24 protein-coding genes and 1 pseudogene are annotated in these 21,051 nt (G+C 51.3%); 8 read left to right on the top strand and 17 right to left on the bottom strand.

Annotation, left to right across the window (positions count from 1 at the left end):
* On the top strand, positions 1–533 hold a 533-nt coding region (locus ABYW01_RS01940), incomplete at its 5' end, for a glutathione binding-like protein (protein ID WP_372830872.1).
* 111 nt (positions 534–644) lie between these two features.
* Here the strand turns inward: ABYW01_RS01940 and pyrC are convergent.
* The 3 genes from pyrC to ABYW01_RS01925 all read right to left on the bottom strand — a co-directional run bounded on the left by pyrC (position 645) and on the right by ABYW01_RS01925 (position 3,059).
* Complete coding sequence (gene pyrC / locus ABYW01_RS01935; RefSeq protein ID WP_372830871.1) at positions 645–1,682, bottom strand: dihydroorotase; 1,038 nt, start codon at positions 1,680–1,682, stop codon at positions 645–647.
* Between the two features lie 113 nt (positions 1,683–1,795).
* The gene (locus ABYW01_RS01930; RefSeq protein WP_372830870.1) at positions 1,796–2,641 is read right to left on the bottom strand and encodes a hypothetical protein; all 846 of its coding nucleotides are present in this window, start codon (positions 2,639–2,641) and stop codon (positions 1,796–1,798) included.
* Between the two features lie 145 nt (positions 2,642–2,786).
* Positions 2,787–3,059 carry an RNA recognition motif domain-containing protein gene (locus ABYW01_RS01925; RefSeq protein ID WP_372830869.1) on the bottom strand — a complete coding sequence of 91 codons (273 nt, stop codon included), beginning with the start codon at positions 3,057–3,059 and terminating at the stop codon, positions 2,787–2,789.
* Positions 3,060–3,329: 270 nt separating this feature from the next.
* Here ABYW01_RS01925 and ansA point away from each other — a divergent pair, with 270 nt between their 5' ends.
* Positions 3,330–4,358 (top strand): asparaginase, encoded by a 1,029-nt coding sequence (gene ansA / locus ABYW01_RS01920; protein WP_372830868.1) that lies wholly within the window; start codon positions 3,330–3,332, stop codon positions 4,356–4,358.
* Here the strand turns inward: ansA and ABYW01_RS01915 are convergent.
* On the bottom strand, positions 4,355–4,753 hold the full coding sequence (locus tag ABYW01_RS01915) for a phnA protein (RefSeq protein ID WP_372830866.1): 399 nt from the start codon (positions 4,751–4,753) through the stop codon (positions 4,355–4,357). The two genes, ansA and ABYW01_RS01915, sit on opposite strands and share 4 nt — an antisense overlap.
* 549 nt (positions 4,754–5,302) lie before the next feature.
* On the opposite strand from ABYW01_RS01915, the gene purT reads away from it, so the two are divergent.
* Positions 5,303–6,484, top strand: coding sequence for a formate-dependent phosphoribosylglycinamide formyltransferase (gene purT, locus ABYW01_RS01910; protein ID WP_372830865.1), 1,182 nt, complete (start codon positions 5,303–5,305; stop codon positions 6,482–6,484).
* A 55-nt stretch (positions 6,485–6,539) separates the two neighbouring features.
* On the opposite strand, the gene ABYW01_RS01905 is transcribed toward purT, so the two are convergent.
* From ABYW01_RS01905 to ABYW01_RS01865, 9 genes are all read right to left on the bottom strand, one after another.
* Positions 6,540–7,169 carry an NAD(P)-dependent oxidoreductase gene (locus tag ABYW01_RS01905; RefSeq protein ID WP_372830864.1) on the bottom strand — a complete coding sequence of 210 codons (630 nt, stop codon included), beginning with the start codon at positions 7,167–7,169 and terminating at the stop codon, positions 6,540–6,542.
* Positions 7,170–7,294: 125 nt separating this feature from the next.
* Complete coding sequence (locus tag ABYW01_RS01900) at positions 7,295–8,074, bottom strand: amidohydrolase (RefSeq protein WP_372830863.1); 780 nt, start codon at positions 8,072–8,074, stop codon at positions 7,295–7,297.
* Positions 8,062–9,210 carry a pyridoxal phosphate-dependent aminotransferase gene (locus ABYW01_RS01895; protein WP_372830862.1) on the bottom strand — a complete coding sequence of 383 codons (1,149 nt, stop codon included), beginning with the start codon at positions 9,208–9,210 and terminating at the stop codon, positions 8,062–8,064. Before ABYW01_RS01895 ends, ABYW01_RS01900 begins: the two co-directional genes overlap by 13 nt.
* Positions 9,211–9,320: 110 nt before the next feature.
* Complete coding sequence (locus ABYW01_RS01890) at positions 9,321–10,259, bottom strand: nucleoside recognition domain-containing protein (protein WP_372830860.1); 939 nt, start codon at positions 10,257–10,259, stop codon at positions 9,321–9,323.
* Positions 10,260–10,398: 139 nt separating this feature from the next.
* Positions 10,399–10,992, bottom strand: a complete 594-nt coding sequence (locus ABYW01_RS01885; RefSeq protein ID WP_372830858.1) for a DUF3299 domain-containing protein — start codon at positions 10,990–10,992, stop codon at positions 10,399–10,401.
* Positions 10,993–11,019: 27 nt separating this feature from the next.
* Positions 11,020–12,279 (bottom strand): ABC transporter permease, encoded by a 1,260-nt coding sequence (locus ABYW01_RS01880; protein ID WP_372830857.1) that lies wholly within the window; start codon positions 12,277–12,279, stop codon positions 11,020–11,022.
* Positions 12,276–12,974 carry an ABC transporter ATP-binding protein gene (locus tag ABYW01_RS01875; RefSeq protein WP_372830856.1) on the bottom strand — a complete coding sequence of 233 codons (699 nt, stop codon included), beginning with the start codon at positions 12,972–12,974 and terminating at the stop codon, positions 12,276–12,278. The genes ABYW01_RS01880 and ABYW01_RS01875 overlap by 4 nt, the downstream gene beginning before the upstream one ends.
* A 10-nt stretch (positions 12,975–12,984) precedes the next feature.
* Complete coding sequence (locus ABYW01_RS01870; protein ID WP_372830855.1) at positions 12,985–13,644, bottom strand: DUF2796 domain-containing protein; 660 nt, start codon at positions 13,642–13,644, stop codon at positions 12,985–12,987.
* A 68-nt stretch (positions 13,645–13,712) separates the two neighbouring features.
* Positions 13,713–15,137: a PLP-dependent aminotransferase family protein gene (locus tag ABYW01_RS01865; protein ID WP_372830854.1), complete on the bottom strand. Its 1,425-nt coding sequence runs from the start codon at positions 15,135–15,137 to the stop codon at positions 13,713–13,715.
* Between the two features lie 151 nt (positions 15,138–15,288).
* On the opposite strand from ABYW01_RS01865, the gene ccoG reads away from it, so the two are divergent.
* Positions 15,289–16,839 (top strand): cytochrome c oxidase accessory protein CcoG, encoded by a 1,551-nt coding sequence (gene ccoG / locus ABYW01_RS01860; protein WP_372830853.1) that lies wholly within the window; start codon positions 15,289–15,291, stop codon positions 16,837–16,839.
* On the opposite strand, the pseudogene ABYW01_RS01855 reads toward ccoG, so the two are convergent.
* The 3 genes and pseudogenes from ABYW01_RS01855 to ABYW01_RS01845 form a co-directional block, all read right to left on the bottom strand.
* Positions 16,765–16,962: pseudogene (locus ABYW01_RS01855) on the bottom strand (EAL domain-containing protein); the annotation flags it as partial. The gene ccoG and the pseudogene ABYW01_RS01855 sit on opposite strands and share 75 nt — an antisense overlap.
* A gap of 277 nt (positions 16,963–17,239) precedes the next feature.
* Positions 17,240–17,494: a GIY-YIG nuclease family protein gene (locus ABYW01_RS01850; protein WP_372830852.1), complete on the bottom strand. Its 255-nt coding sequence runs from the start codon at positions 17,492–17,494 to the stop codon at positions 17,240–17,242.
* 167 nt (positions 17,495–17,661) lie between these two features.
* Positions 17,662–17,955, bottom strand: coding sequence for an AEC family transporter (locus ABYW01_RS01845; RefSeq protein WP_372830851.1), 294 nt, complete (start codon positions 17,953–17,955; stop codon positions 17,662–17,664).
* A gap of 115 nt (positions 17,956–18,070) precedes the next feature.
* On the opposite strand from ABYW01_RS01845, the gene dbpA reads away from it, so the two are divergent.
* The 4 genes from dbpA (at position 18,071) to ABYW01_RS01825 (ending at position 20,519) form a co-directional block, all read left to right on the top strand.
* On the top strand, positions 18,071–19,510 hold the full coding sequence (dbpA, locus tag ABYW01_RS01840) for an ATP-dependent RNA helicase DbpA (protein ID WP_372830850.1): 1,440 nt from the start codon (positions 18,071–18,073) through the stop codon (positions 19,508–19,510).
* 31 nt (positions 19,511–19,541) lie between these two features.
* A complete protein-coding gene (locus tag ABYW01_RS01835) occupies positions 19,542–19,823 on the top strand; it encodes a peptidylprolyl isomerase (RefSeq protein ID WP_372830849.1) in 282 nt (93 codons plus the stop codon).
* Positions 19,824–19,946: 123 nt separating this feature from the next.
* A complete protein-coding gene (locus ABYW01_RS01830; RefSeq protein WP_372830848.1) occupies positions 19,947–20,192 on the top strand; it encodes a hypothetical protein in 246 nt (81 codons plus the stop codon).
* 81 nt (positions 20,193–20,273) lie between these two features.
* Entirely contained in the window at positions 20,274–20,519 is a 246-nt protein-coding gene (locus ABYW01_RS01825) for a hypothetical protein (RefSeq protein ID WP_372830846.1), read from the top strand.
* A 6-nt stretch (positions 20,520–20,525) separates the two neighbouring features.
* Here ABYW01_RS01825 and nth read toward each other — a convergent pair.
* On the bottom strand, positions 20,526–21,051 hold a 526-nt coding region (gene nth / locus ABYW01_RS01820), incomplete at its 5' end, for an endonuclease III (RefSeq protein WP_372830845.1).

The following is a 21,051-nucleotide window of genomic DNA, read 5'->3' as shown; positions in this document are numbered from 1 at the left end:
ACCCCATCGATATTCTGGCCGAGGAGCAGTTTGGTGAAGAGTTTCTGCAGATCAGTCCGAACAATAAAATTCCCGCCATTGTGGATCACGACGGGCCAGACGGTGAACCTATTAGCGTATTTGAAAGCGGTGCGATCCTGCTCTATCTGGCAGAAAAATGCGGCGAGTTTCTCCCCGATGACCTGCGTAGCCGAACGGAGTGCATGGAATGGCTGATGTGGCAGATGGGCAATTTTGGCCCGTTTCTGGGGCAAGCGCACCACTTTAATAAATTTGCCCCGGAACACGTCCCTTACGCGATCAAACGTTATAACACCGAAGCACAGCGACTGTGGGGCGTATTAGAACAACGCCTGACCGGCCGACAGTTCATATTGGGTGAAGACCTGTCCATTGCCGATTTTGCTATCTATCCATGGGCGATGCGGTACGAATGGCAACACATAGACCTTGAAGCCTTTCCAAATGTCTCCGGATGGATGCAACGTATGGGACATATTGAGTTCGTGCAGTTTGGTATGCAAGTACCCTGATGCTCCTCTCCCATCACCCTGCTAATCTGCGGCGCAGAGCATCGATTTCACAATAAAAAACGGAACCTCATGGGTTCCGTTTTTTGTTTCGTACAATGAATCAGGCGAGGATTATCCCTGCTGAACTTTCCAGTGCACGGTTTGATTGGCGAAAAACGGCACAATAGGCTTGCCGCTTGGCAACGCAATTTCACCCGGAATTGTCCAATCTTCACGGATCAGCGTAATGCTGCCTTCGTTACGCGGCAGACCATAGAAGTCAGGGCCATAGTGACTGGCGAATCCTTCCAGCTTATCCAACGCATCCAACTCTTCAAAGACATGCGCGTACAGTTCGATAGCACTCCAGGCACTGTAGCAACCCGCACAACCACAGGCGTTCTCTTTAGCCTCTTTCGCATGTGGCGCTGAGTCCGTTCCCAAAAAGAACTTTGGAGAACCCGACTGCACCACCGCGCGCAACGCTTCCTGATGCGTGCTGCGTTTCAGCACTGGCAAACAGTAATTGTGCGGACGAACACCACCCACCAGCAGATCATTGCGGTTCAACAGCAGATGCTGAGGGGTAATCGTCGCGGCAACGTTGTCAGATGAGCCCTGCACAAACTGAGCGGCGTCACCGGTCGTAATATGTTCAAATACCACTTTCAGAGTGGGGAAAGACTCGACAATTTTCGCCAGCTTCTGATCGATAAACTCTTTTTCCCGATCAAAGATATCCACATGGTTATCGGTTACTTCACCGTGTACCAGCAGCAACATCCCCTGCTCGGCCATCACTTCAAATACCGGATACATCGCTTCCAGCTGTGACACTGCCGCAGCCGAGTTAGTGGTCGCACCAGCAGGGTATAGTTTGGAGGCAACAACACCGGCGGCTTTAGCATCGATGATATCTTGTGCCGTTGTATCGTTGGTCAGATACAAGGTCACCAGTGGGTTAAAGTCAGAACCTTCAGGGCGCGCATCCAGTATCCGCTGACGGTATGCCATTGCCATCTCAGCATTGGTCACAGGCGGAACCAGGTTAGGCATGATAATAGCGCGCTGGAAGCAACGCGCAGTCGCGGCGACAGTTTCCGGCAACATATCTCCGTCACGCAAGTGCAGGTGCCAGTCGTCAGGGGTTTGGATGGTTAGCGTATTCATGCAGGTCCTTTCTATTCAGGTCAGCGGGGCGTGAGGATCAGCAGATACTGCTTTGCTCACGGGTACACATTATACCGTATCAGCCACTTAGCTTCATCCGTCAGACCTCACCGTCAGAGCGTATCTAGGCCTTGTTTTAGCAATCGACGTGAGAGCGTTTCATCCAGTTCAGGCAGATCATCAACGCTCAACTCAATCATGTTCAACTGATAGCGCTGATAGAGTTCCTTACGACGCATTTTCTCAGCCAGATAACCGCTGCCATCCTGCTCATCCCAGAACTCGATATACAACCGTGCTGCGGGGATATAAAAGTCACAAACAGCCTCTTCTTCGATAGGCAAACGACGCTGACAGGCGTGTACCACACCTGCGGTGTACAGCCAGTCATCAATCTTTTGTAACCCGGCAGATGGAAGCTGATGGCCATCCAGACATTGGTAAACAGACACTTCGGCCGGCAGCCGGATGTTCCGCTCAGTATCTATACGGCTGGCTTGAAGGGCGGGATGCACAGTGATCGTTTCGGGCCACAAGACATAAGGTACACCTGATCTGGCATCCTCAGACTGGCGACCACCATAACGCGTGCCCGCCTCAGTCAGTCGCCAGCCTTTAATATGGCGTTCGATCCAACCGAGTTCATTAAACATTCGATTCATCTGGACGGCAGAGCAAGACAACAACTTGCCAACGGCAGCAGCACTGAGTAGTTGACTGTCAGGATTAACCAGTGCCCGATGCTCAATCACCGATACAGGCCAGACAACATAAGTGCCGAAGCGCTTACTTTCCTTGTAATGACCACCTTCAAAGGTACCTTTAGCGGTCAGTGTCCAATGATCGCCCTCACGCACAATCCAGCCCAAGGCCTCCAACTCGGCAAACATCTGTTTAGATGATTTACCCAGCTTCTTAGCCAGTGCACTGGTCGAAAGGGATTGAACCTCCTCTGTCATACATCTCACCTGATCAAGTACAAAAACAACTCCGTTCAGGCTATCAGAAGAGCGATCAGTAAAACACTGTAAACGACCGCACAATCCGACTCACCCGACCACTCGGGCAGACGGACGGGAGATCGCTACAGAGTCGATATTGAACTCAATGTTCACGACGACGCGGCGCACCCGGCTGGCGAGGTTTAGCTTCGTTCACCACCAGGCTACGCCCGCCCATCTCCTGACCGTTCAGAGCATTGATCGCGGCTTTACCTTCAACGGCATTTGGCATTTCTACGAAACCAAATCCCCGGGAACGGCCTGACTCCCGATCCAGAACAATTTTGGCGGACTGCACGTCACCGTGCAGGGCAAAGGTCGCTTCCAGTTCGTTTTCCTGCATGCGATAGGAGAGGTTTCCCACAAAAATATTCATTTTCTGTTCTCAATTCCGTTCTACCAGCTCATACGCAAACATTACTGCCCAACGCTGGTCCAATCAGGCATTAATGACAACCCACCACCGTGGCTGTACCCAGCCCCTATATCAAAGCAGTCCGATATGACAAAGTGGTTAAGATTTAAGCGAGCAGCGGAATACTGACAAGAGAAACGGTGACGGGTTGGCGATCAACCTCGAATTCATCCCCATATACGGTTATGTTAGGCCTGATAGACAGGCATCGCACAGGAGCCCAAACAGATTATGTACGCTAATCAAACTCAGAAACCCCGCGTTCTGATTATTCATACGGGTGGAACCATCGGTATGCGACCGTCTGAAGAGGGCTATACACCCGTAGCAGGATTTGAGGCGCTGCTGCGCGAAAAGTTGATTAACAGTGTGCATGACACCTTGCCAGAGTTTGATCTGATAGAGTTCGAGCGTTTAATTGATAGTGCTAATTTAGTGCCGGATGACTGGCAAACCATCGCCCAAACGCTGGCCAAGCATTATGCTGATTACGACGGCTTTGTCGTGCTGCACGGGACCGACACGATGGCCTATACAGCATCAGCACTCTCCTTTCAGCTCAGAGGCCTGAACAAACCCGTTGTCGTTACCGGTTCACAAATTCCATTGGTCGAACTGCGCAACGATGCGCTCGACAATTTAATTAGCGCGCTGATCATTGCAGGCTTTCATCCGGTACCCGAGGTATGTGTCTATTTTAATGGCCGTTTGCTCAGGGGAAATCGCAGCCGGAAGGTTAAGGCGACCGGATTGGATGCCTTTGATTCACCCAACTTTCCCTGGCTGGGTCAGGTAGGTATCCATATAGAACTGCATCAACAACTGATACGCCCCGCGGGCACGCCTGATCTATGCCCCACACAATACTCATCAGGTGCGGTAGCCATGCTGCCTATCTATCCAGGGATGGCGGATGCGCAGATTCAATCGGTTTTAGACAACGAGCAGATACGCGGCGTGATCCTACAGAGTTACGGCGTTGGCAATTTACCCAACAATAATGAACCGCTGATGCATCACCTGACACAGGCGGCTAAAGCGGGAGTGGTATTAGTGAACCTCAGTAGCTGTTTACAAGCGCAAGTGATCCCCGGCGCATATGCCTGCTCTGCAGGTTTAAATGAGATAGGGATTATTTCAGGGGGCGATATGACACCAGAGGCTGCGTTTACCAAGTTGCATACTTTATTGGCAACGCACGCGAGCAGCACACAGGTCTCAGACCTGATGCAACAGAATCTATGTGGTGAGCTCGACTAGAGCTCAACCTCTTCCAGCCACTCCGATTCCTCCGGCTCCATATAGCGCTGCTCTAACAACTCAATCGCCCAATCTTCTGAGTTGGACAAACGTTGCAGCATTGCAACAGCGGTGACCTTGACGGCTGAGACCGGACTCCACATCGAACTGTTCAGACAGCGCCAATGGTTTCGATCCATATGCTTCGGATGTTCGATCTGATCAAGACAAGTTTCACAGATCATAATGCAGTGGTTAACATCCGGCTCGCTATCGAACGGTGGAACCTCAAAGATCTTCAGCTTGATTCCCTGAGCGTCGCACAACTCACAATGAGCACTGCAACGCCGCACCAGCTCTTTGCCATACATAGACAAGCCGTGGTGACCGTGGTGTCTTTCATATCCTCTAGCCATAACAACATCCTTCCCTTCAGTCGAAATCCAGTAATCCCGGCGCCACAGCTTTGTTACCCAATTCCTTGATAACACTTTCCGACGCGGGCAAGCGATCCTTCTCCTTCAGGTACTGATATATACGAATAGCAGATATTTCTGGATTTGGCCCAACAGAAGCGGAATAAATATTCAAAAAGCTGTTCAAAAAACAAACACAACAGCCTCAGCAAAAGCCGTCAGAAAATGGGGGCGATAGCATAGATAAACAAAGGGGCCTCATATACTGAGACCCCTTTGTGCCAGACTTTACTCCGGCTAAATCAGCCCATACGGGCTTGCGGTTGTTCCCACTGACCTTTTGCGGCCAATGGTTTTGATGCCATGTTTTCAGCAGACCATTCAACCCAGAAATTTCTACAGTGTTGATGCCTGACACTGAAGGTTTCACGCCTCCTGAAACACGCCCATCAGTTAAAATTCTTTCTCTATGAGTATAGGCGAGAATGCTGGCATCTCCGGCGATGTGGCTTTTATAATACGTGAAAAATTTTCACAGGGAATAGCCAGATGAATCAGTTGGGGACACCACTTTCAGACTCGGCCACACGAGTACTTATGTGTGGCGGCGGCGAACTCGGAAAAGAAGTTGTTATTGAGCTTCAACGTCTGGGCGTTGAAGTTATCGTTGTTGATCGTTATGCCAACAGTCCGGCCATGCAGGTCGCTCATCGCAGTCATGTTATTTCAATGCTTGACGGCGAAGCGTTGCGCCGTGTTATCGAAGCTGAAAAACCGGATCTGATTGTGCCGGAGATCGAAGCGATCGCTACCGATACGCTGGTCGCACTAGAAGCCGAAGGCTTCAATATCGTACCCACCGCACGTGCCACCCAGCTCACGATGAATCGTGAAGGCATCCGTCGCCTGGCGGCGGAAGAACTGGGTGTCGCTACCTCCCCATACCGCTTCGCTGCAACCGAAGATGAGTACAAGGCCGCAGTAGCGGAGATCGGCCTACCCTGCGTGGTGAAGCCGATCATGAGTTCATCCGGCAAAGGCCAAAGCACACTCAAAACCGAAGATGAAATTTCCGCAGCTTGGGAATATGCCCAGGACGGTGGCCGTGCCGGGAAAGGCAAAGTGATCGTAGAGGGTTTCGTCGATTTTGATTATGAGATCACCCTGCTGACCATTCGCCACAACAACAGCACCAGTTACTGTGAGCCGATTGGTCACATCCAGATTGCCGGCGACTACCGTCAGTCATGGCAGCCACAGGCGATGAGTTCCACCGCACTGGAACGTTCAAAAGAGGTCGCAGAGAAAGTCACTACGGCGTTGGGCGGTAACGGCCTGTTTGGTGTTGAGCTGTTTATCAAAGGTGATCAGGTCTATTTTAGCGAAGTGTCTCCACGCCCTCACGATACCGGTATGGTGACCATGATTTCACAAGACCTGTCAGAGTTTGCCCTGCACGCACGGGCTATTCTAGGATTGCCCATTCCTAATATTCATTTCCACGGTCCCTCTGCGTCCAGTGTCATTCTGGTGGAAGGTGAGTCGACACAAACGGCCTTTGGTAACTTGCAGCAGGTATTGGCTCAGCCAAACACTCAGTTACGCCTGTTCGGAAAGCCTGAAGTCGAAGGTGTACGCCGTATGGGTGTAGTACTGGCACGCGGTGAATCTGTCGATGCGGCCAAAACAACCGCCATCAGCGCATCCTCTGCCGTCAACGTCACGCTGTAATTTCTGAATCTGGCGGGACTCTTAAGCGCCCGCCAGCTCCTGTCTTAGCTATGCTTCAATAGCTCAACAGCGGTGTTTTTTGCTGATACCGGGGTTGATCCAGTTCATGCAGAATAAACTCGGCCACATCGGCTCGGGAGACCTTTCCAGCGACCACCCCCTGAAGATCCGTATGGACCTGAACATTGTGCGTCGCATCTCCGTTAGTGAGAAAACCGGGGCGGACGATCGTCCAATCCAGATTGCTCTTGCGGACCAGCCCCTCCTGACGCTCTTTGTCTTTATAGATCGTGCGTAACACAAAAGGTTGGAATAATTTATCGTAGAAGAAACCACCATGCCCACGGCTATCCCCGGTACCAATACCCGTCACAACAATCAGACGTTTAATATGGGCGGCATGCATGGCATCGATTAAGTTGCGGGTGCCTTCTGAAAACAGACGGACCTTATCAAAGGTCGGCAAAATACCCAGCGAGATCACCACCGCATCATGGCCGGGTACGATCCGCTGCAACGCAAAGAAATCCAGCACATCAGCACGCTGACGGTGAAGATAGGGGTGAGAAATTCCGATTTCAGTGACAGCCCGAGCACAGGCCGTCACCTGATGTCCCTGATCCAGCGCTTTGTGTACTACCTGCAAACCGATCCCACGACTGGCTCCGATCACTAACAAACGCATAACCTGTCCTTACCCTTACGGTAGGAGATGCCGATAGATTCAGCACCTTTATGCATTCAATAATCGCTGCTGTGCGCAGGCGGGTCAAACCCCAAAGTTTGCAGATCATACGCCGTACTGTGGATTTATAGTTTCAGATCAAACGCGTCCGCGTCCATCCATGCAGGGAAACGTTCGCGAAAATCGTTTAGCGCCCGCGCATCCAGCGTGAAGGTTTCAACGAAAGTCTGATCCGGCACCTGATCGATCAACCGTTCTCCCATAAAGTCCACCAGCAAACTATCACCGCTGTACGCCAACCCGGAACCATCAATTCCCACCCGATTAACCCCGGCAACATAGGCCAGATTTTCAATCGCCCGTGCTTGCAGCAGTGTACGCCACGGGTTACGCCGCGGTTTTGGCCAGTTCGCAACGTAGATCAGCAAGTCATACTCATTGTGATTGCGGCTAAACGCGGGAAAACGCAGGTCATAGCAGATCTGTGGCATGATTCGCCACCCCTTGTACTCAACCAAAACACGCTCACGACCGGCCTCGTAATGGTTATGCTCCCCGCCCATACGGAACAAGTGACGTTTGTCATAGACGGCCTGCTCTCCGTTGGGTTGTGTGAAGAAACAGCGATTACGGTAGTGATCACCCACCTGAGTGACCACACTGCCAACAATCGCCGCATCCAGATGTTCAGCCTGCTGCTTTAACCATTGTGCGGTTTCACCATCGACAGGTTCAGCCAGTGTTTCCGGCGCCATGGTAAAGCCTGTGGTAAACATCTCTGGCAGCACGATCAGGTCGGTTGTTCCTTTCAGCTCAGCAAAGATCTGCTCAAACTGCGTTCGGTTCGCTTCGGGTTGCTGCCAAACCAGATCTGCCTGTATCAGCGTGACTCTCAGATCTTGCATAGTTTCTCCGCAGCGGCTCGCAAGGTGTCATCACTTTTCGCAAAACAGAATCGTACCAGACGGGTCTCCATCGGTGCTTCGCTGAAAACCGAGATGGGAATGGCCGCCACACCGGCCTCTTCGATCAACCAGCGGCAGAACTCAGTATCCGGCAGATCACTGATGGCACTGTAATCCATCAGCTGAAAGTAAGTCCCTGAGGTTTTGACACAGCTAAAACGACTACCTTCCATCAACTGACAGAACATATCCCGCTTCTGCTGATAAAACGCCGGGAGCTCTTCGTAGTGTTCTGGCATCTCATTCATCATATCGGCCAGCGCCAGCTGAACCGGGGTAACGGTACTGAACGTCAGGTACTGATGAACTTTACGAAGTTCTGTACTCAATACGGCCGGAGCTATGCAATAGCCAACTTTCCAACCGGTGGTGTGATAGGTCTTACCAAAGGAGGAAACAACAAAGCTGCGGGCAGACAACTCAGGGTGGCGCAACACACTCTGATGGGGTAACCCATCAAAGCTAATATGTTCATACACTTCATCTGACAGGATCAGAATGTCTGTGTCACGGACGATCTCCGCGAGCTGTTCCAGATCATCAGCCCTCAGCACAGCCCCGGTTGGATTGTGCGGTGAGTTAATCACAATCATTCGGGTGCGCGGATTGATCGCCTCTTTCAGTGCGCTCCAGTCAATCGAGAATGTCGGTGGATTCAGAGCCAGATGGATCGCTTTACCGCCATTGAGCTGAATAGCAGGCTCGTAACTGTCGTACGCCGGATCAAACACAATTACTTCATCACCGGTCTGTACAACGGCAGCAATTGCCGCAAACAACGCTTCAGTTGCCCCTGAGGTCACCGTCACTTCGCTCTCGGCACAGGTCACGCGACCATAGATACGCTCGACCTTGTCTGCGATAGCGGTGCGTAGAGCGGGAATTCCGGTCATCGGTGCATATTGATTCGCACCGTTTTCGATGTAATGGGCCACACGTTTGCGCAGATATTCGGGACCGTCGAAATCGGGAAAACCCTGCGAAAGATTGATCGCGCCAGCGTCATTGGCAAGCTGCGACATCACGGAGAAAATCGTCGTGCCAACTTGTGGCAGTTTACTGTCAGGAAAGTGCATAGTTCTTGGCTCAGTCAGGCGGTTAAGAGGCAGCGAAACGCTGCCAGCCCATACTAAACCATTTCGCTATCGAGGTGAGAGAGCCAGAGTTAGCGGAGTGTTCCACTACCTTAAAAGATAATCAGGTGTAATATTCCGCGCAGAAACATCCCAGCCAGTCCACCAATCACCGCAACGCGCGCGACTTCACCAACACGCGACCCCGCCGCCACTAAGACCGCAACGCCAACAATATCCAGAGGATTAGTCGCAAACCCCACCATACGATTCAGTTCATTGGCGGTAATCAGTCCCTGATCCATCAGGTCCAGTGTGACGCCCATAAATGCGGTCCCGCCCGCAATATATTTAGTGACCAGCGGTAATACCGCAGCTTCAGGCAAACCGAGCAACGCCATCAGAGGCGCCAGCAATTCACTCATCAGATCGATCACCCCGGTCGCTTTCAGCCCATTCACCAGACAAAGCGCCAGCATCAGCATAGGCAGCATCGCCAGTGTAATGCGCATCCCCTCTTGCCCACCATCGGCAAGAATCTGCATTGCAGTCTTACGCTCGGACTTGGCGGGGATTTCAGGTTCAACCAGAGTTTCCTGCTCAGCTTCCTGATCACGTGGCATCAACAGATAGTAAGTCAGGCTGGCAGCAAATAAACCACCGATCAGTGACGTCGCGATGGCAACCGGCATATTCAGCCCAACCGCCATCATGGGGAACACCACATTGGCCTGCGACATACAGAGCAACATCGCCAACGTCGCGGCAATCCGGCGTTTGGCAATGCCATTACTGTTCATCAGGCTGAGCGTTGCGACAGGGGCAGAGAAGCTAACCAGCAGCATTTTGATCAGGGCAAAAACACCCAGCCCGGGAATGCCAAACACTTTCACTACGGGTGATAGAAGACGGGCAAAAAACGCCAGAATCCCTTTGGCATCCATGAGCTTCATCAGCGCCAGCATCACAACCATAATCGGCATCAGGATGTATAACGCCATATCGATGGCAGTGCGTCCTGATGCCAGAATAACCTCAACCAGCTGTTCCAATGGATACTCTCCCTGAAGCAAAAGGGAAAAGTTTATCCACTTTTCAGGCCGATTGCGTTGGAACTTTCGCTAAGAAGCAAAACTATTTAGTGACTGGTCTGACCAGAAAACCGTTGTGAGGCTAATAGGAAGCATTCACTTACTGCTGAGGTTGATCAGCCTCTTCCGGCGGTGCTTCAAATGCCTCTTCATAAGGTTCAATCACGAAGGCCTCTAAGCTATAACCCGATGACGCCAGTTCATGGGTAATCGTTTCCGTCGACAACTTACCGGTTACCCAGATCGCATCGTAAAGATTATCGACCTTGGTACCGGGTTCGAAGCGAACGTAGATAATCTGATTGGACGGTGGCGGTGGCACATGGATACAGGCACCAAAATACGGCACCAGAAAGAACTCAGTCACATTCACACCATCACCTTGGACAGGCACCACAAAGCCGGGAATCTTAATCATCTTCCCCGCCATCTCAGGGACCACAGGGGCTGATGCCAGCGCTGCCATCATCTGATCCATGTACTGAGTGGCTTGCGGGTCAAGATCATCTAACGACCCGAGATCATCTGGATTACCGAGCAAGGACTCCAGTGAAAAACCCGCGGGCATCAAAGCTTCCCACTCCAACTCCTCAACAGGTTCTCCATTAAAACTATCGGCAGCACAGACGGACGGCAGCAGGATTGCCATACATAACATCAGCACACGCAGGATATTTTGAAATACAGATTTCATGAATTTACGCCATTAACCTTCTAACGATCAGATGCGAATAGTCAGACCATCCGCGACCGAGTACCGATAGGCCCGGTAACCGGGAATTAAGCCTACCAACGTACCACAGACAACAACCAGACCCAGTAGTTTCCATTGATAAACATTCAACGCAGTGAGCGGTACAAATACACCCACCTGCGTTTCGAGGAAAGGCTGCGACAAACCGATACCCACATACAACAGAATAATACCTAAACCGATACCCAACACCGTTAACAACGCCGACTCCAGAGTCAGCAATAACAGTATCTGCCACGCCCGCGCGCCCACTGAACGCAGGATGGCCAACTCTCGGCGACGCTCATTCAGGCTGGTCAGGATAACCGTCAACATACCCACCAGCCCGGCCATGACGACGATCGCCGATACCAGCATCAAGGCTTTCTCAGCAATTCCAACCATATCCCACAACTGCTGCAGAGCGACACCGGGCAGAATAGCCAGCATCGGTTCTTTACGATAGTTGTTAATGGAGCGCTGCAGATGGAAGGTTGCCACCTTAGACTTCATCCCCACCAAAAAGGCGGTGATCTGTTTCGGCTTCAGCTCTTTGGCAGCCGCCTCCTCTGCCGAGACAGCCTGACCCGGTATTTTCACCCCGGCTTTCCAATCAATATGGATCGCTTCCAGTGCCTGCAAGCTTAAATGTACCGTCCGATCAACCGGTGTCCCCGTACGATTGAGGATACCGACCACCCGGAAAGGCTTATCGTCGTGTTTACTGAAACTGGCATTACCAATACCGTGTGCAACAACAATCTTGCTGCCAATGGTATACCCCAATTTTTTTGCAACCTCGGCCCCTAACACCACATCATACAATGATTCAAAACGGCGTCCGTCATCAAACGAAAGCAGGTGCCGGTTACCGTAGCGGTAATGATCAAAGTAGCTTTCTGTGGTTCCCAGCACGCGATAGCCCCGATGGGAATCGCCCAGTGAAATAGGCACGGTCCAGGCGACATTTTTATGGTTTTTGACCAGTTCATAACTCTGCCAGGAGATATTACTGGTCGCATCCCCCATGCGGAAAATGGAGTAGAGCAGCAACTGGATCTGGCCACTGCGCGCGCCCACGATCAGATCCGTACCCGATAAGGTATTGGCAAAACTGTTTCGGGTTTCAGTACGCACCTTTTCAACCCCCAACAGCAACATCACACTGACACCGATGGTCAGTAAAGTGAGTAAAGCAGTTGAACGTCGATGCCATAAACTGCGGGCCGTGAGACGTAACAGGATCATGCCTCTCCCCCAAAGCGGTTTAAGCTATGCAGATCCACCACTCGGTCAAAGTGGTCGTGTAAGGTCGGATCATGACTGACGAACATCAGGGTTGTTTCTTGTGCCTCGCACTCCTGCACCAGCAGTTGCAGAAAGCGGTCTCGATTACCCACATCCAGTGCTGACGTCGGCTCATCGGCGATAAGAATCTCCGGTGAGCCAATCAAGGCACGGGCGACAGCCACGCGCTGCTGCTGTCCCATCGATAGATCGGTCACCGGACGGCGTAACAGCGCGCCGCCTAACTCGAGATGATCCAGCAAGCGGCGCGCAGAATCATCTACCGAACCGTCTCTCAATGCGGCCCTGTCCCGTCGATTCGCCGAAAACCCGCAGGGTAAGGTCACATTGTCCAGTACGTTGAGATAGGGCAACAAGTTAAACATCTGGAAGATAAAGCCAATATGATCCGCACGAAATGCATCACGCTGGGTTTTGCTCAGCGCCTTCAGGCTAACATCCATCAGATGAACAGCCCCCGCGTTGGGTTCCAGCACACCACCTATCAGGTTTAACAAGGTGCTTTTCCCGCTACCTGACGCGCCCTGCAAAAAAAGTCGTTCGCCACGCATCACCGTGAGTGATTCGATATTGAGCAGTGGCTGATCTTTTGCCCAACCAAACTCCAACTTTTCCAGCGCAATAGCGGCTTGCACACTGTTCTCCTTAGAAACTGACGCGAGGATTATCCGGAGTCAGCAGTTTACCTTGCTGAGTCTGTGGCGTAATCAGCTGCAGGTGGATCTTTTCAATGGCCGGAAATGCTTTAAACATCAACACGTCCAATCCGTTCAACTGCTTTGGCTGTAGACACTGATAATAATAGTGCACACGCAGATCGCTATGATCACCGCCTGCCTCGTCGTGCTCGTGCTCGTGCTCGTGCTCGTGCTCGTGCTCACCGGCATGATGCTCTGTGTCATGATCATGTTCGTCATGTGCATCAGAATGCTCGTCAGCGTCTGTGGTTGAAGCCAGTTCAACCCGCCCTAACCGGCAATCAGCAGCGGCAGTTAAAGCAAAAAGCTGACTCGCTTGTTGCAGATTTTTAATCGACTGCTGGAGCGTCTGTTTTTCTGCATCCGTCCGCGCTACGTGTTCAAAACCCATAATATTGGCAGCAGGGGAGATAAACTCCAGTTCCAGATGTTTACCGTCCAGCGCCAGGTTAAGCTCCGCGACACCATGCTGATGCGCCGCGAGCGATGCGCCTGATCCATCACTCTCTTCCAGACTGTTTGCCTGCACCGCAGACCCAAGCAATGTCAGCCCTATCAACGCAGAGCCGGTGATGATTGATCCACTCTTTCGCTTGAACTGATCCATTTCTTGCTCCTGTCACTTAACCTCTAAAAAGATAACGCCAGACTAAGTGATATAATATAACATTTCAATTAGTGCTCATTTATTTCTGCCAGAATACTGCCTAACGTGTTAAGAGCTGCTTTACGGTCTGGATTCCAGGGGTGGGTATAGCTGATACGGATACAGTTACGAAAATGATCGCCTGCGGTAAACAAGGTACCGGGGGTAATCAGAATATCTTGTTCACGGGCACTGGCGTATACCTGCATAGAATCAATATGCTGCGGCAACTCCAGCCATAAAGTGAGCCCGCCCTGAGGAACCGAGCTGGCACAAGGCAACGGCCACTCCTGTTGAATGGTCGTGATCAGCTCGTCTCGTTGGGCCTGAAGGTTTGGAATGTATCGCCTCAGATGACGGTCGTAACCGCCGTCTTCAATAAACGACGCGACACCTTGCTGCACATACCGGCTGGTCGCCAGCGAGGTTACCAGCTTAAGGCGCTGAATCTCCTCACGCCACCGCTCCGAAACCACCCAACCGACTCGCAAATCACGTGACAGGGTTTTCGAAATTGAACCACACAAAATCACTCGCCCCTGTCGGTCCAATGCCTGCAAAGGCGACATCGGATGATCAAAGGCCAGCTCACGGTAGATATCATCTTCGACGATATGAAAATCATGTTGTTCCGCCAGCGCCAATAACTGCTTACGGCTTTCCAGCGGCATCAGCGCACCGGTAGGCGTGGCAAATGACGGCGTGACAACACAGGCCTTTATCGGCCACTTTTCTGCGGCTTGTGCCAGCACATCCAGATCCATGCCCTGTACTGAATCACAGGGTATCTCGATCGCTTTGAGCCCTAAGCCTTCAAGGAGCTGCAACACACCATAAAAACCGGGCGACTCCACAGCCACCAGATCTCCCCGCTGACACAAACACATCAGGGCAAAAAACAGCGCCTGCTGGCAACCGGTGGTAATGGTTAAATCACAAGCATCAATCTGACATCCTTGTCGCTTGTAACGACGGGCTAGAATATCGCGCAACTGCTGACTACCCGCAGGTTCATCGTAATATTGATGTAAACCTTTTTGGCGGCGCAACTCACGCGCCACGGTGCGATTTAGCTGCAACAATCCCGGCGGCAGAGCTTCCCGGGTCCCCGCATCCGGCGAGATATCAAACGCAGCACTACGACACATCAACTCCTGTGTCACTGCATTCACCGAGACCGGCACCGGCGCAGGTGAAGATATCGCACCGATGGAGGGGGTGTTCACCGGCATCGGTTTGTATTGCGGCCGTACAAAGAACCCCGCCTTAGGACGGGATTCGATCAATCCACGTGCTTCCAACCGGTTAAGGGCGTGCATCACCGTGGTTTTAGACAAACCTTGTTCCTGCACCAACGTCCTGATCGACGGCAGGCGGTCTCCCGGTTGCCAACGTCCCTGCTCAATTTCCTCAGACAATTGCTGCTCAAGCGAGCGGTACAAAAAATTGTTCATCGCCCAATCTGTACCCTATAAAGTTTATTTTTTTATACCTGTCCCTATTTTGTCATCGGTATAGAGTCATGCACAAGTAAAACAAGGTATCTGAGGATCTGTATTGGTGGTGGCCACCTCACAGACCTCAGCTTCCCTATTGGAGAATCAGATGGAGCCCATCCCCGTCATTAATCAGCCAACCACAACAACCGCTGTGGGTGGCAAAATCCATGTTCGCCTCACCCAAGGCTTTTATCAAAACCTGCGCCGTCTGGTTAGCGGAACCTTACTCTTCCTGTTCTTTGGCCTTGCCTGGGTGGAAGTGGATGGCCAGCCGTGGTTAATGTTCGATTTCGATCAGCATCGCATCAACTTGTTTGGCACCCAGTTTTCCTGGTTTGACCTGCCTCTGATGGCGGGATTAATGATTGCCGGAACAGCATTGCTGTTTCTGGTGGCGGTTGGCTGGGGACGGTTGTGGTGCGGCTTTGCATGCCCGCAGAGCATCTGGAGCTGGTTGTTTATTCGTATCGAACAGATGACTGAAGGCCGCGCCAGTGTCCGCCGCAAAGGTGACAACCAACCCCTGACCGGAAATCGTCTGACCCGTCGAGTTCTGAAGCATATATTATGGGTACTGCTGGCAACGGCGACAGCCGTCACCTTCACCGGTTACTTTGTACCAATGCGCGAACTGGTCATGAATATGCTGACGCTGGAGCTGTCTGTCTTCAGTACGTTCTGGATTATCATGATGGCAGCCCTGACCTACGTAAACGGCGGTCTGGTGCGTGAAAAAGTCTGTTTCCATATGTGCCCATATTCACGCTTTCAAGGCGTGATGTTTGACCGGGATACCCGCACCGTTACCTATGATGTTGCGCGCGGCGAACCTCGCCATCACAAATCACAGGCGGCCACGGACACCAAAGGCGACTGCATAGATTGCGGACTCTGTGTTCAGGTATGCCCCACCGGCATCGATATTCGCAACGGTTTGCAATACGAGTGCATCGACTGTGCCGCCTGCATCGATGCCTGTGATGCGGTGATGGTTAAGACCGGACGGGAAACAGGACTCATCGGGTTTCGTTCTGAGAATCAGATAGTCAAACAACCGTCACCTCTCTGGCGTCCCCGCCTACTGACTTACATGCTGGTGATGCTCAGTGCAACGGCCGCTGTGATGTATGGTTTCACGCAACGTACGGAAATATTGGTGGAGATTCGTCGCGACCGACAACAACTGGTGCAACAACAGGATGACGGTACCGTCTGCAACTTGTACCGTGTCAAAGTGGAATCCTTTACCGGCACCCATGAAGCGATCAATGTAGCGGTCAAGGCTGATTTTGATATCAAAGTAAATGGTCAGCAGCAGATAGCAGCCAACGAGATGAACCTGTGGCTGCCGTACCGCATCTGCAGTTCAGACCGCTATTTGAAAGGAAACCTGCCGCTGCAGTTCAATGTTAACAACAGCAGTGCACAAGAAAGCAAAAAAACCGTCTTTATGACTGTCGCAAGGCGTTATGTAAGACGGATAACCCAACGCTGGATAACCCACGGGTTATACCAGCGGTTTGGGTTTACCGGTGTGGAATCCTTGCAAGTAGTCAAAACCTATCGCTTCAGCAGCCTGCTTTACCGCCTCATTGTGGACAAATTCTGCCACTGTTTGCGCACCCACCTTCTGACCAAAAGATACAATCATCTCTGACAACATTCGGGTGTTCGCGTCCGTATCAAGATGACGGATCAGCGAACCATCCACTTTGATAAAGTCGATATCCAGCTTGAGAAGGTATTCGAAGTTGGAGTAACCCGAACCAAAGTCGTCCACTGCAATACGACAGCCCGCTTCTTTTGCCCGCGCAATAAACTGACTGACTTGCCGTGAGATTTAGGCTGCACAGCATCCTTGTTGTCGTCATTCAGCCGGACTACATCATCATTATCAAAGGCGGACACCCTAATTCCCAGCCTTAACTAAGGAACCTGTTGCCGTTTCAGGCAATCGGCACCTAGCCAAAGTCTGCAATAGAATAAATGAATTATACGAAAGACGTTTTATACAAAATATAGGGTTGTTAACTGCGCTTGTCTTCTTGAGAAGTCTATTATTTTTCGCTGATCAGTCGCAGCTTGGCCGAGCGAGACAAACGCTTCACTTGCACCTCACGCTTACAAGCCTCGGAGCGATTAGGTTGAGACTCTTGCCAAATCATGGCAACGGGCTGACGGGTGCGGGTATAACGGGCACCACCTTTGATCTCCCCGTTGTGTTCTCGCAAGCGGCGCACGGGATCAGTGGTCACACCGGTATAAAGCGTATCATCTGCACAACGAAGGATATAAACAATCCAACTATTCATGGGTTTGAATTATAAGAAGTTTTACCGGAAAAGTACGCTTCCCCACCCTCTTCCCTAGCAACCTGCAGCAAAAACACACCACAAAACTGCTAGTCAACCTAAAGATCCGACTTAGGAAATAAGCAAGCGCGTTCGAAAACCTGTGATTAAGTCCACTGCAATAGGGCTTAAATAGGGCTTTCCCAACGATGATGCCAGGCTAAACCAATACCGCAGACAGACCACCGAATTGATCCGTCAGCCAAAGCACAGCGGTCAGGGTGAAGATAATGACTGTTATAAACATAACTCACCGGGCGCGAGGACAAGGCTTTAAAAAGTAAGGCTGGCAAGGCGAGATACACCACAAAGGTGCCCATACCACCGATAGCCGCCTGCGGAACCAGTTTCACCCGCACCAATAAATACCCCAGGGCAATCAACAAAAGGATCGGTGTTGTAATCGCAAGTATCGCCAGCACTGTATCGGCCCTTTAAAGTCCATCAGAAAGATATACACAAGAAAATATAGTTAAGATGCTAACATGTTCGCTCTCTTATACTGTCCCTATTTTGAGGGATCGCTAAAAGCGCTTTATGCACTTGCTGCAAGCGCGTAAAATAGCCGGTTTAATCAACTCCGCGAGCCTTGCCGTGACCCAAGCCCAGTTTTCCAGTCTGAACCTGCCCCAATCTATGCTCGATAACCTGAAGCAGATCGGTTACAGCGACATGACACCTATTCAGGCTGCCAGCCTGCCGGAAATTATTGCCGGACAGGATCTGATCGCTAAAGCGAAAACCGGCAGTGGCAAAACCGCAGCTTTCGGTATTGGCGCACTGACCAAACTCGAACCACGTAACTACAAGGTTCAGTTGCTGGTTCTCTGCCCTACGCGGGAACTCGCGACTCAGGTCTCTAAAGAGTTACGCCGTCTGGCACGCTTTCAGCCAAACGTTAAGATCCTCGCGATCTGTGGCGGCCAGCCTATCGGCCCGCAAATCGGCTCACTTCAGCATGGCGCTCATGTGGTTGTCGGTACACCGGGTCGTATCAAAGACCATCTGCGCAAAGGCACGCTGAACCTCTCTTCGCTGAAAACGCTAGTTCTGGACGAAGCGGATCGCATGCTGGAGATGGGCTTTAACCCGGATATCCGAGACATAGCCGCGCAAACTCCTCGTGATCGTCAGACGCTGCTGTTCTCCGCGACATACCCAGATGGTATCCGCGACCTGAGCAACGACTTCCAGAACAATCCGGTGGAGGTAAGCGTTGAAGCCCAGCCCGAAGAGAACACCATTCGTCAGCGTTTCTACCGCGTAGAAAAAGACGCCAAAACCGCCACCCTTCTACAGCTGTTACATAAATATGAACCTACTTCTTCGGTGGTGTTCTGTAACACCAAGCAGCAGTGTCAGGACGTACGACAGGCGTTGAAGAACGCAGGTTTTTACGCCAATGCGCTGCAGGGTGATATGGATCAGCGGGATCGTGATCAGGTATTGGCGACGTTTGCCAACCGCAGCTGCTCCGTACTGGTCGCGACCGATGTTGCCGCCCGAGGTCTGGATGTTGAAGATCTGGATATGGTGGTGAACTATGACCTGCCCCGCGATCCCGAAGTCTATGTTCACCGTATCGGACGTACGGGGCGTGCCGGCAAGTCAGGTCTGGCATTGAGCATTTGTGGTGAGCGCGAACACTACAAAGTGACTACGATCGAAGAATATACCGATCAGACCGTGCTCTACGATACGGTGCCAACCACAGCAAACCGCGAAACAGAACTGCCGGCTCACCCTCCTATGGTGACGCTGTCTATTGCCGGTGGCCGTAAACAGAAAGTCCGTCCTGGAGACGTTTTAGGTGCTCTGACGGGTGCAGCCGGTATTCAGGGTACACAGGTGGGTAAAATAGATGTCTTTGACTTCTTCACCTATGTGGCCGTTGAACGTGGAGTAGCACGTAAAGCGCTGGACCAACTGCTCGACGGAAAAATCAAAGGTCGTAAATTTAAGGTGCGTCGCCTCTGAGCGACCTCCTTTCTGCATCGAGGATTTGATCATGGCCAACAAAGCCTGCGCCCGCCACATTCTGGTAAAAACCCGCGAAGAAGCGGAAGCGCTGAAAGATAAGATTGCTAAAGGCGCTGACTTTGGCAAGTTAGCTAAACAGCATTCTACCTGCCCATCCAAGCGTCGTTTTGGTGATCTGGGCGAATTTAAACGTGGTCAAATGGTGAAAGCCTTTGATGATGTGGTTTTCAAAAAGCCCTTGCTGACCGTACACGGCCCAATTAAAACCCGGTTTGGCTGGCACCTGATCGAAACGATCTATCGCAACTGATCTATCGGATTGGGGTCTGGCTACAACATCTTCACGACAGCACCGAAAAACAAAAATAATGACGCATACAGACTGTCATCTAAGCAGGCTTTAATAGGCCTGAATTTTATGGAAAAAATACAGATGATTATTGCGATAAATAACCTGCCAAACGACATCTCGATTCACGATGTTTGCGAACTGTTCTCCAGCGACAACCGGATAGAGAACATCAGCTTCAGCGATGAGGGTAATGCGGAAAGAGTGATTGCCTGGATCAGGTTTAACCAGATGGGTCGGGTAGAGTTAAACCGTAATGTGGTGAGGCTCAATCAACACTTTCATAAACAGCGCCGCCTGGAAGCCTACGCACCGCTATTTTTTAACTAATGACCTATCCGTTGGTTGACAAAGCAGCCTACTAAGAACCATTTTTCTAATAGGACAAATGCTAACCTAGGATAATGTCGCATGGTTATCACCCTTGGCAACCTGCCGCCTCACGTCACTCAGGAAAATGTCAGTGATTTGCTGAAGGGAGATGCTCGGATTCAGAAAATCACCTTCAGCAACGAAGGCAATCCGGATAAAGTGATAGCGTTGATCGATATAGACATTGACCGTTTCGAAGCACAATTTATATCCAAAAAACTGAATCGAACCTTCTTCGAAGACCGCCGTATCGAGGCCTATAGCCCACTGTTTTATGGCCGCTGAAGCGGATCACTCACCACCTATCTCAGTTTTATCTTTGTATTCACAAAGATCCTCAATCAGACAGGAACCGCAACGCGGCTTGCGGGCGGTACAGACGTAACGGCCCAAAAGAATAAGCCAGTGATGGGCATCCAGTAAAAACTCTTTTGGCACAAAACGCAGCAGCTTCTGCTCCACTTCGTTAACATTTTTCCCCGGTGCAATTTTGGTCCGATTCGACACCCGGAAGATATGGGTATCGACTGCCATAGCCGGATGACCGAACGCTGTATTCAATACGACGTTGGCGGTTTTACGTCCCACCCCTGGCAAGGCCTCCAACGCTTCACGATTGTCTGGTACTTCAGAGCTGTGCAAATCAATTAACATGCGACAGGTCTTGATCACATTTTCCGCCTTGGCGTTAAACAGACCAATCGTTTTTATGTACTCCTTCAGCCCATCCACACCTAAGGCGTAAATCGCTTCTGGTGTATTCGCAACCGGATAGAGCTTGCGTGTTGCTTTGTTCACACCCACATCTGTCGCCTGT

This window comes from Pontibacterium sp., assembly GCF_041587635.1.
Taxonomy (GTDB): Bacteria; Pseudomonadota; Gammaproteobacteria; order Pseudomonadales; family Balneatricaceae; genus Pontibacterium.
This window is presented reverse-complemented; position numbering and strand designations above follow the sequence as displayed.

What these genes read in the sequence shown, in the direction of transcription:
- pyrC (WP_372830871.1), bottom strand. Translation starts at nt 1,682, where the DNA reads ATGAATACGCTAACCATCCAAACCCCTGACGACTGGCACCTGCACTTG.
- ABYW01_RS01930 (WP_372830870.1), bottom strand. Translation starts at nt 2,641, where the DNA reads ATGACAGAGGAGGTTCAATCCCTTTCGACCAGTGCACTGGCTAAGAAG.
- ABYW01_RS01925 (WP_372830869.1), bottom strand. Translation starts at nt 3,059, where the DNA reads ATGAATATTTTTGTGGGAAACCTCTCCTATCGCATGCAGGAAAACGAA.
- ansA (WP_372830868.1), top strand. Translation starts at nt 3,330, where the DNA reads ATGTACGCTAATCAAACTCAGAAACCCCGCGTTCTGATTATTCATACG.
- ABYW01_RS01915 (WP_372830866.1), bottom strand. Translation starts at nt 4,753, where the DNA reads ATGGCTAGAGGATATGAAAGACACCACGGTCACCACGGCTTGTCTATG.
- purT (WP_372830865.1), top strand. Translation starts at nt 5,303, where the DNA reads ATGAATCAGTTGGGGACACCACTTTCAGACTCGGCCACACGAGTACTT.
- ABYW01_RS01905 (WP_372830864.1), bottom strand. Translation starts at nt 7,169, where the DNA reads ATGCGTTTGTTAGTGATCGGAGCCAGTCGTGGGATCGGTTTGCAGGTA.
- ABYW01_RS01900 (WP_372830863.1), bottom strand. Translation starts at nt 8,074, where the DNA reads ATGCAAGATCTGAGAGTCACGCTGATACAGGCAGATCTGGTTTGGCAG.
- ABYW01_RS01895 (WP_372830862.1), bottom strand. Translation starts at nt 9,210, where the DNA reads ATGCACTTTCCTGACAGTAAACTGCCACAAGTTGGCACGACGATTTTC.
- ABYW01_RS01885 (WP_372830858.1), bottom strand. Translation starts at nt 10,992, where the DNA reads ATGAAATCTGTATTTCAAAATATCCTGCGTGTGCTGATGTTATGTATG.
- ABYW01_RS01880 (WP_372830857.1), bottom strand. Translation starts at nt 12,279, where the DNA reads ATGATCCTGTTACGTCTCACGGCCCGCAGTTTATGGCATCGACGTTCA.
- ABYW01_RS01870 (WP_372830855.1), bottom strand. Translation starts at nt 13,644, where the DNA reads ATGGATCAGTTCAAGCGAAAGAGTGGATCAATCATCACCGGCTCTGCG.
- ABYW01_RS01865 (WP_372830854.1), bottom strand. Translation starts at nt 15,137, where the DNA reads ATGAACAATTTTTTGTACCGCTCGCTTGAGCAGCAATTGTCTGAGGAA.
- ccoG (WP_372830853.1), top strand. Translation starts at nt 15,289, where the DNA reads ATGGAGCCCATCCCCGTCATTAATCAGCCAACCACAACAACCGCTGTG.
- ABYW01_RS01850 (WP_372830852.1), bottom strand. Translation starts at nt 17,494, where the DNA reads ATGAATAGTTGGATTGTTTATATCCTTCGTTGTGCAGATGATACGCTT.
- dbpA (WP_372830850.1), top strand. Translation starts at nt 18,071, where the DNA reads ATGCACTTGCTGCAAGCGCGTAAAATAGCCGGTTTAATCAACTCCGCG.
- ABYW01_RS01835 (WP_372830849.1), top strand. Translation starts at nt 19,542, where the DNA reads ATGGCCAACAAAGCCTGCGCCCGCCACATTCTGGTAAAAACCCGCGAA.
- ABYW01_RS01830 (WP_372830848.1), top strand. Translation starts at nt 19,947, where the DNA reads ATGATTATTGCGATAAATAACCTGCCAAACGACATCTCGATTCACGAT.
- ABYW01_RS01825 (WP_372830846.1), top strand. Translation starts at nt 20,274, where the DNA reads ATGGTTATCACCCTTGGCAACCTGCCGCCTCACGTCACTCAGGAAAAT.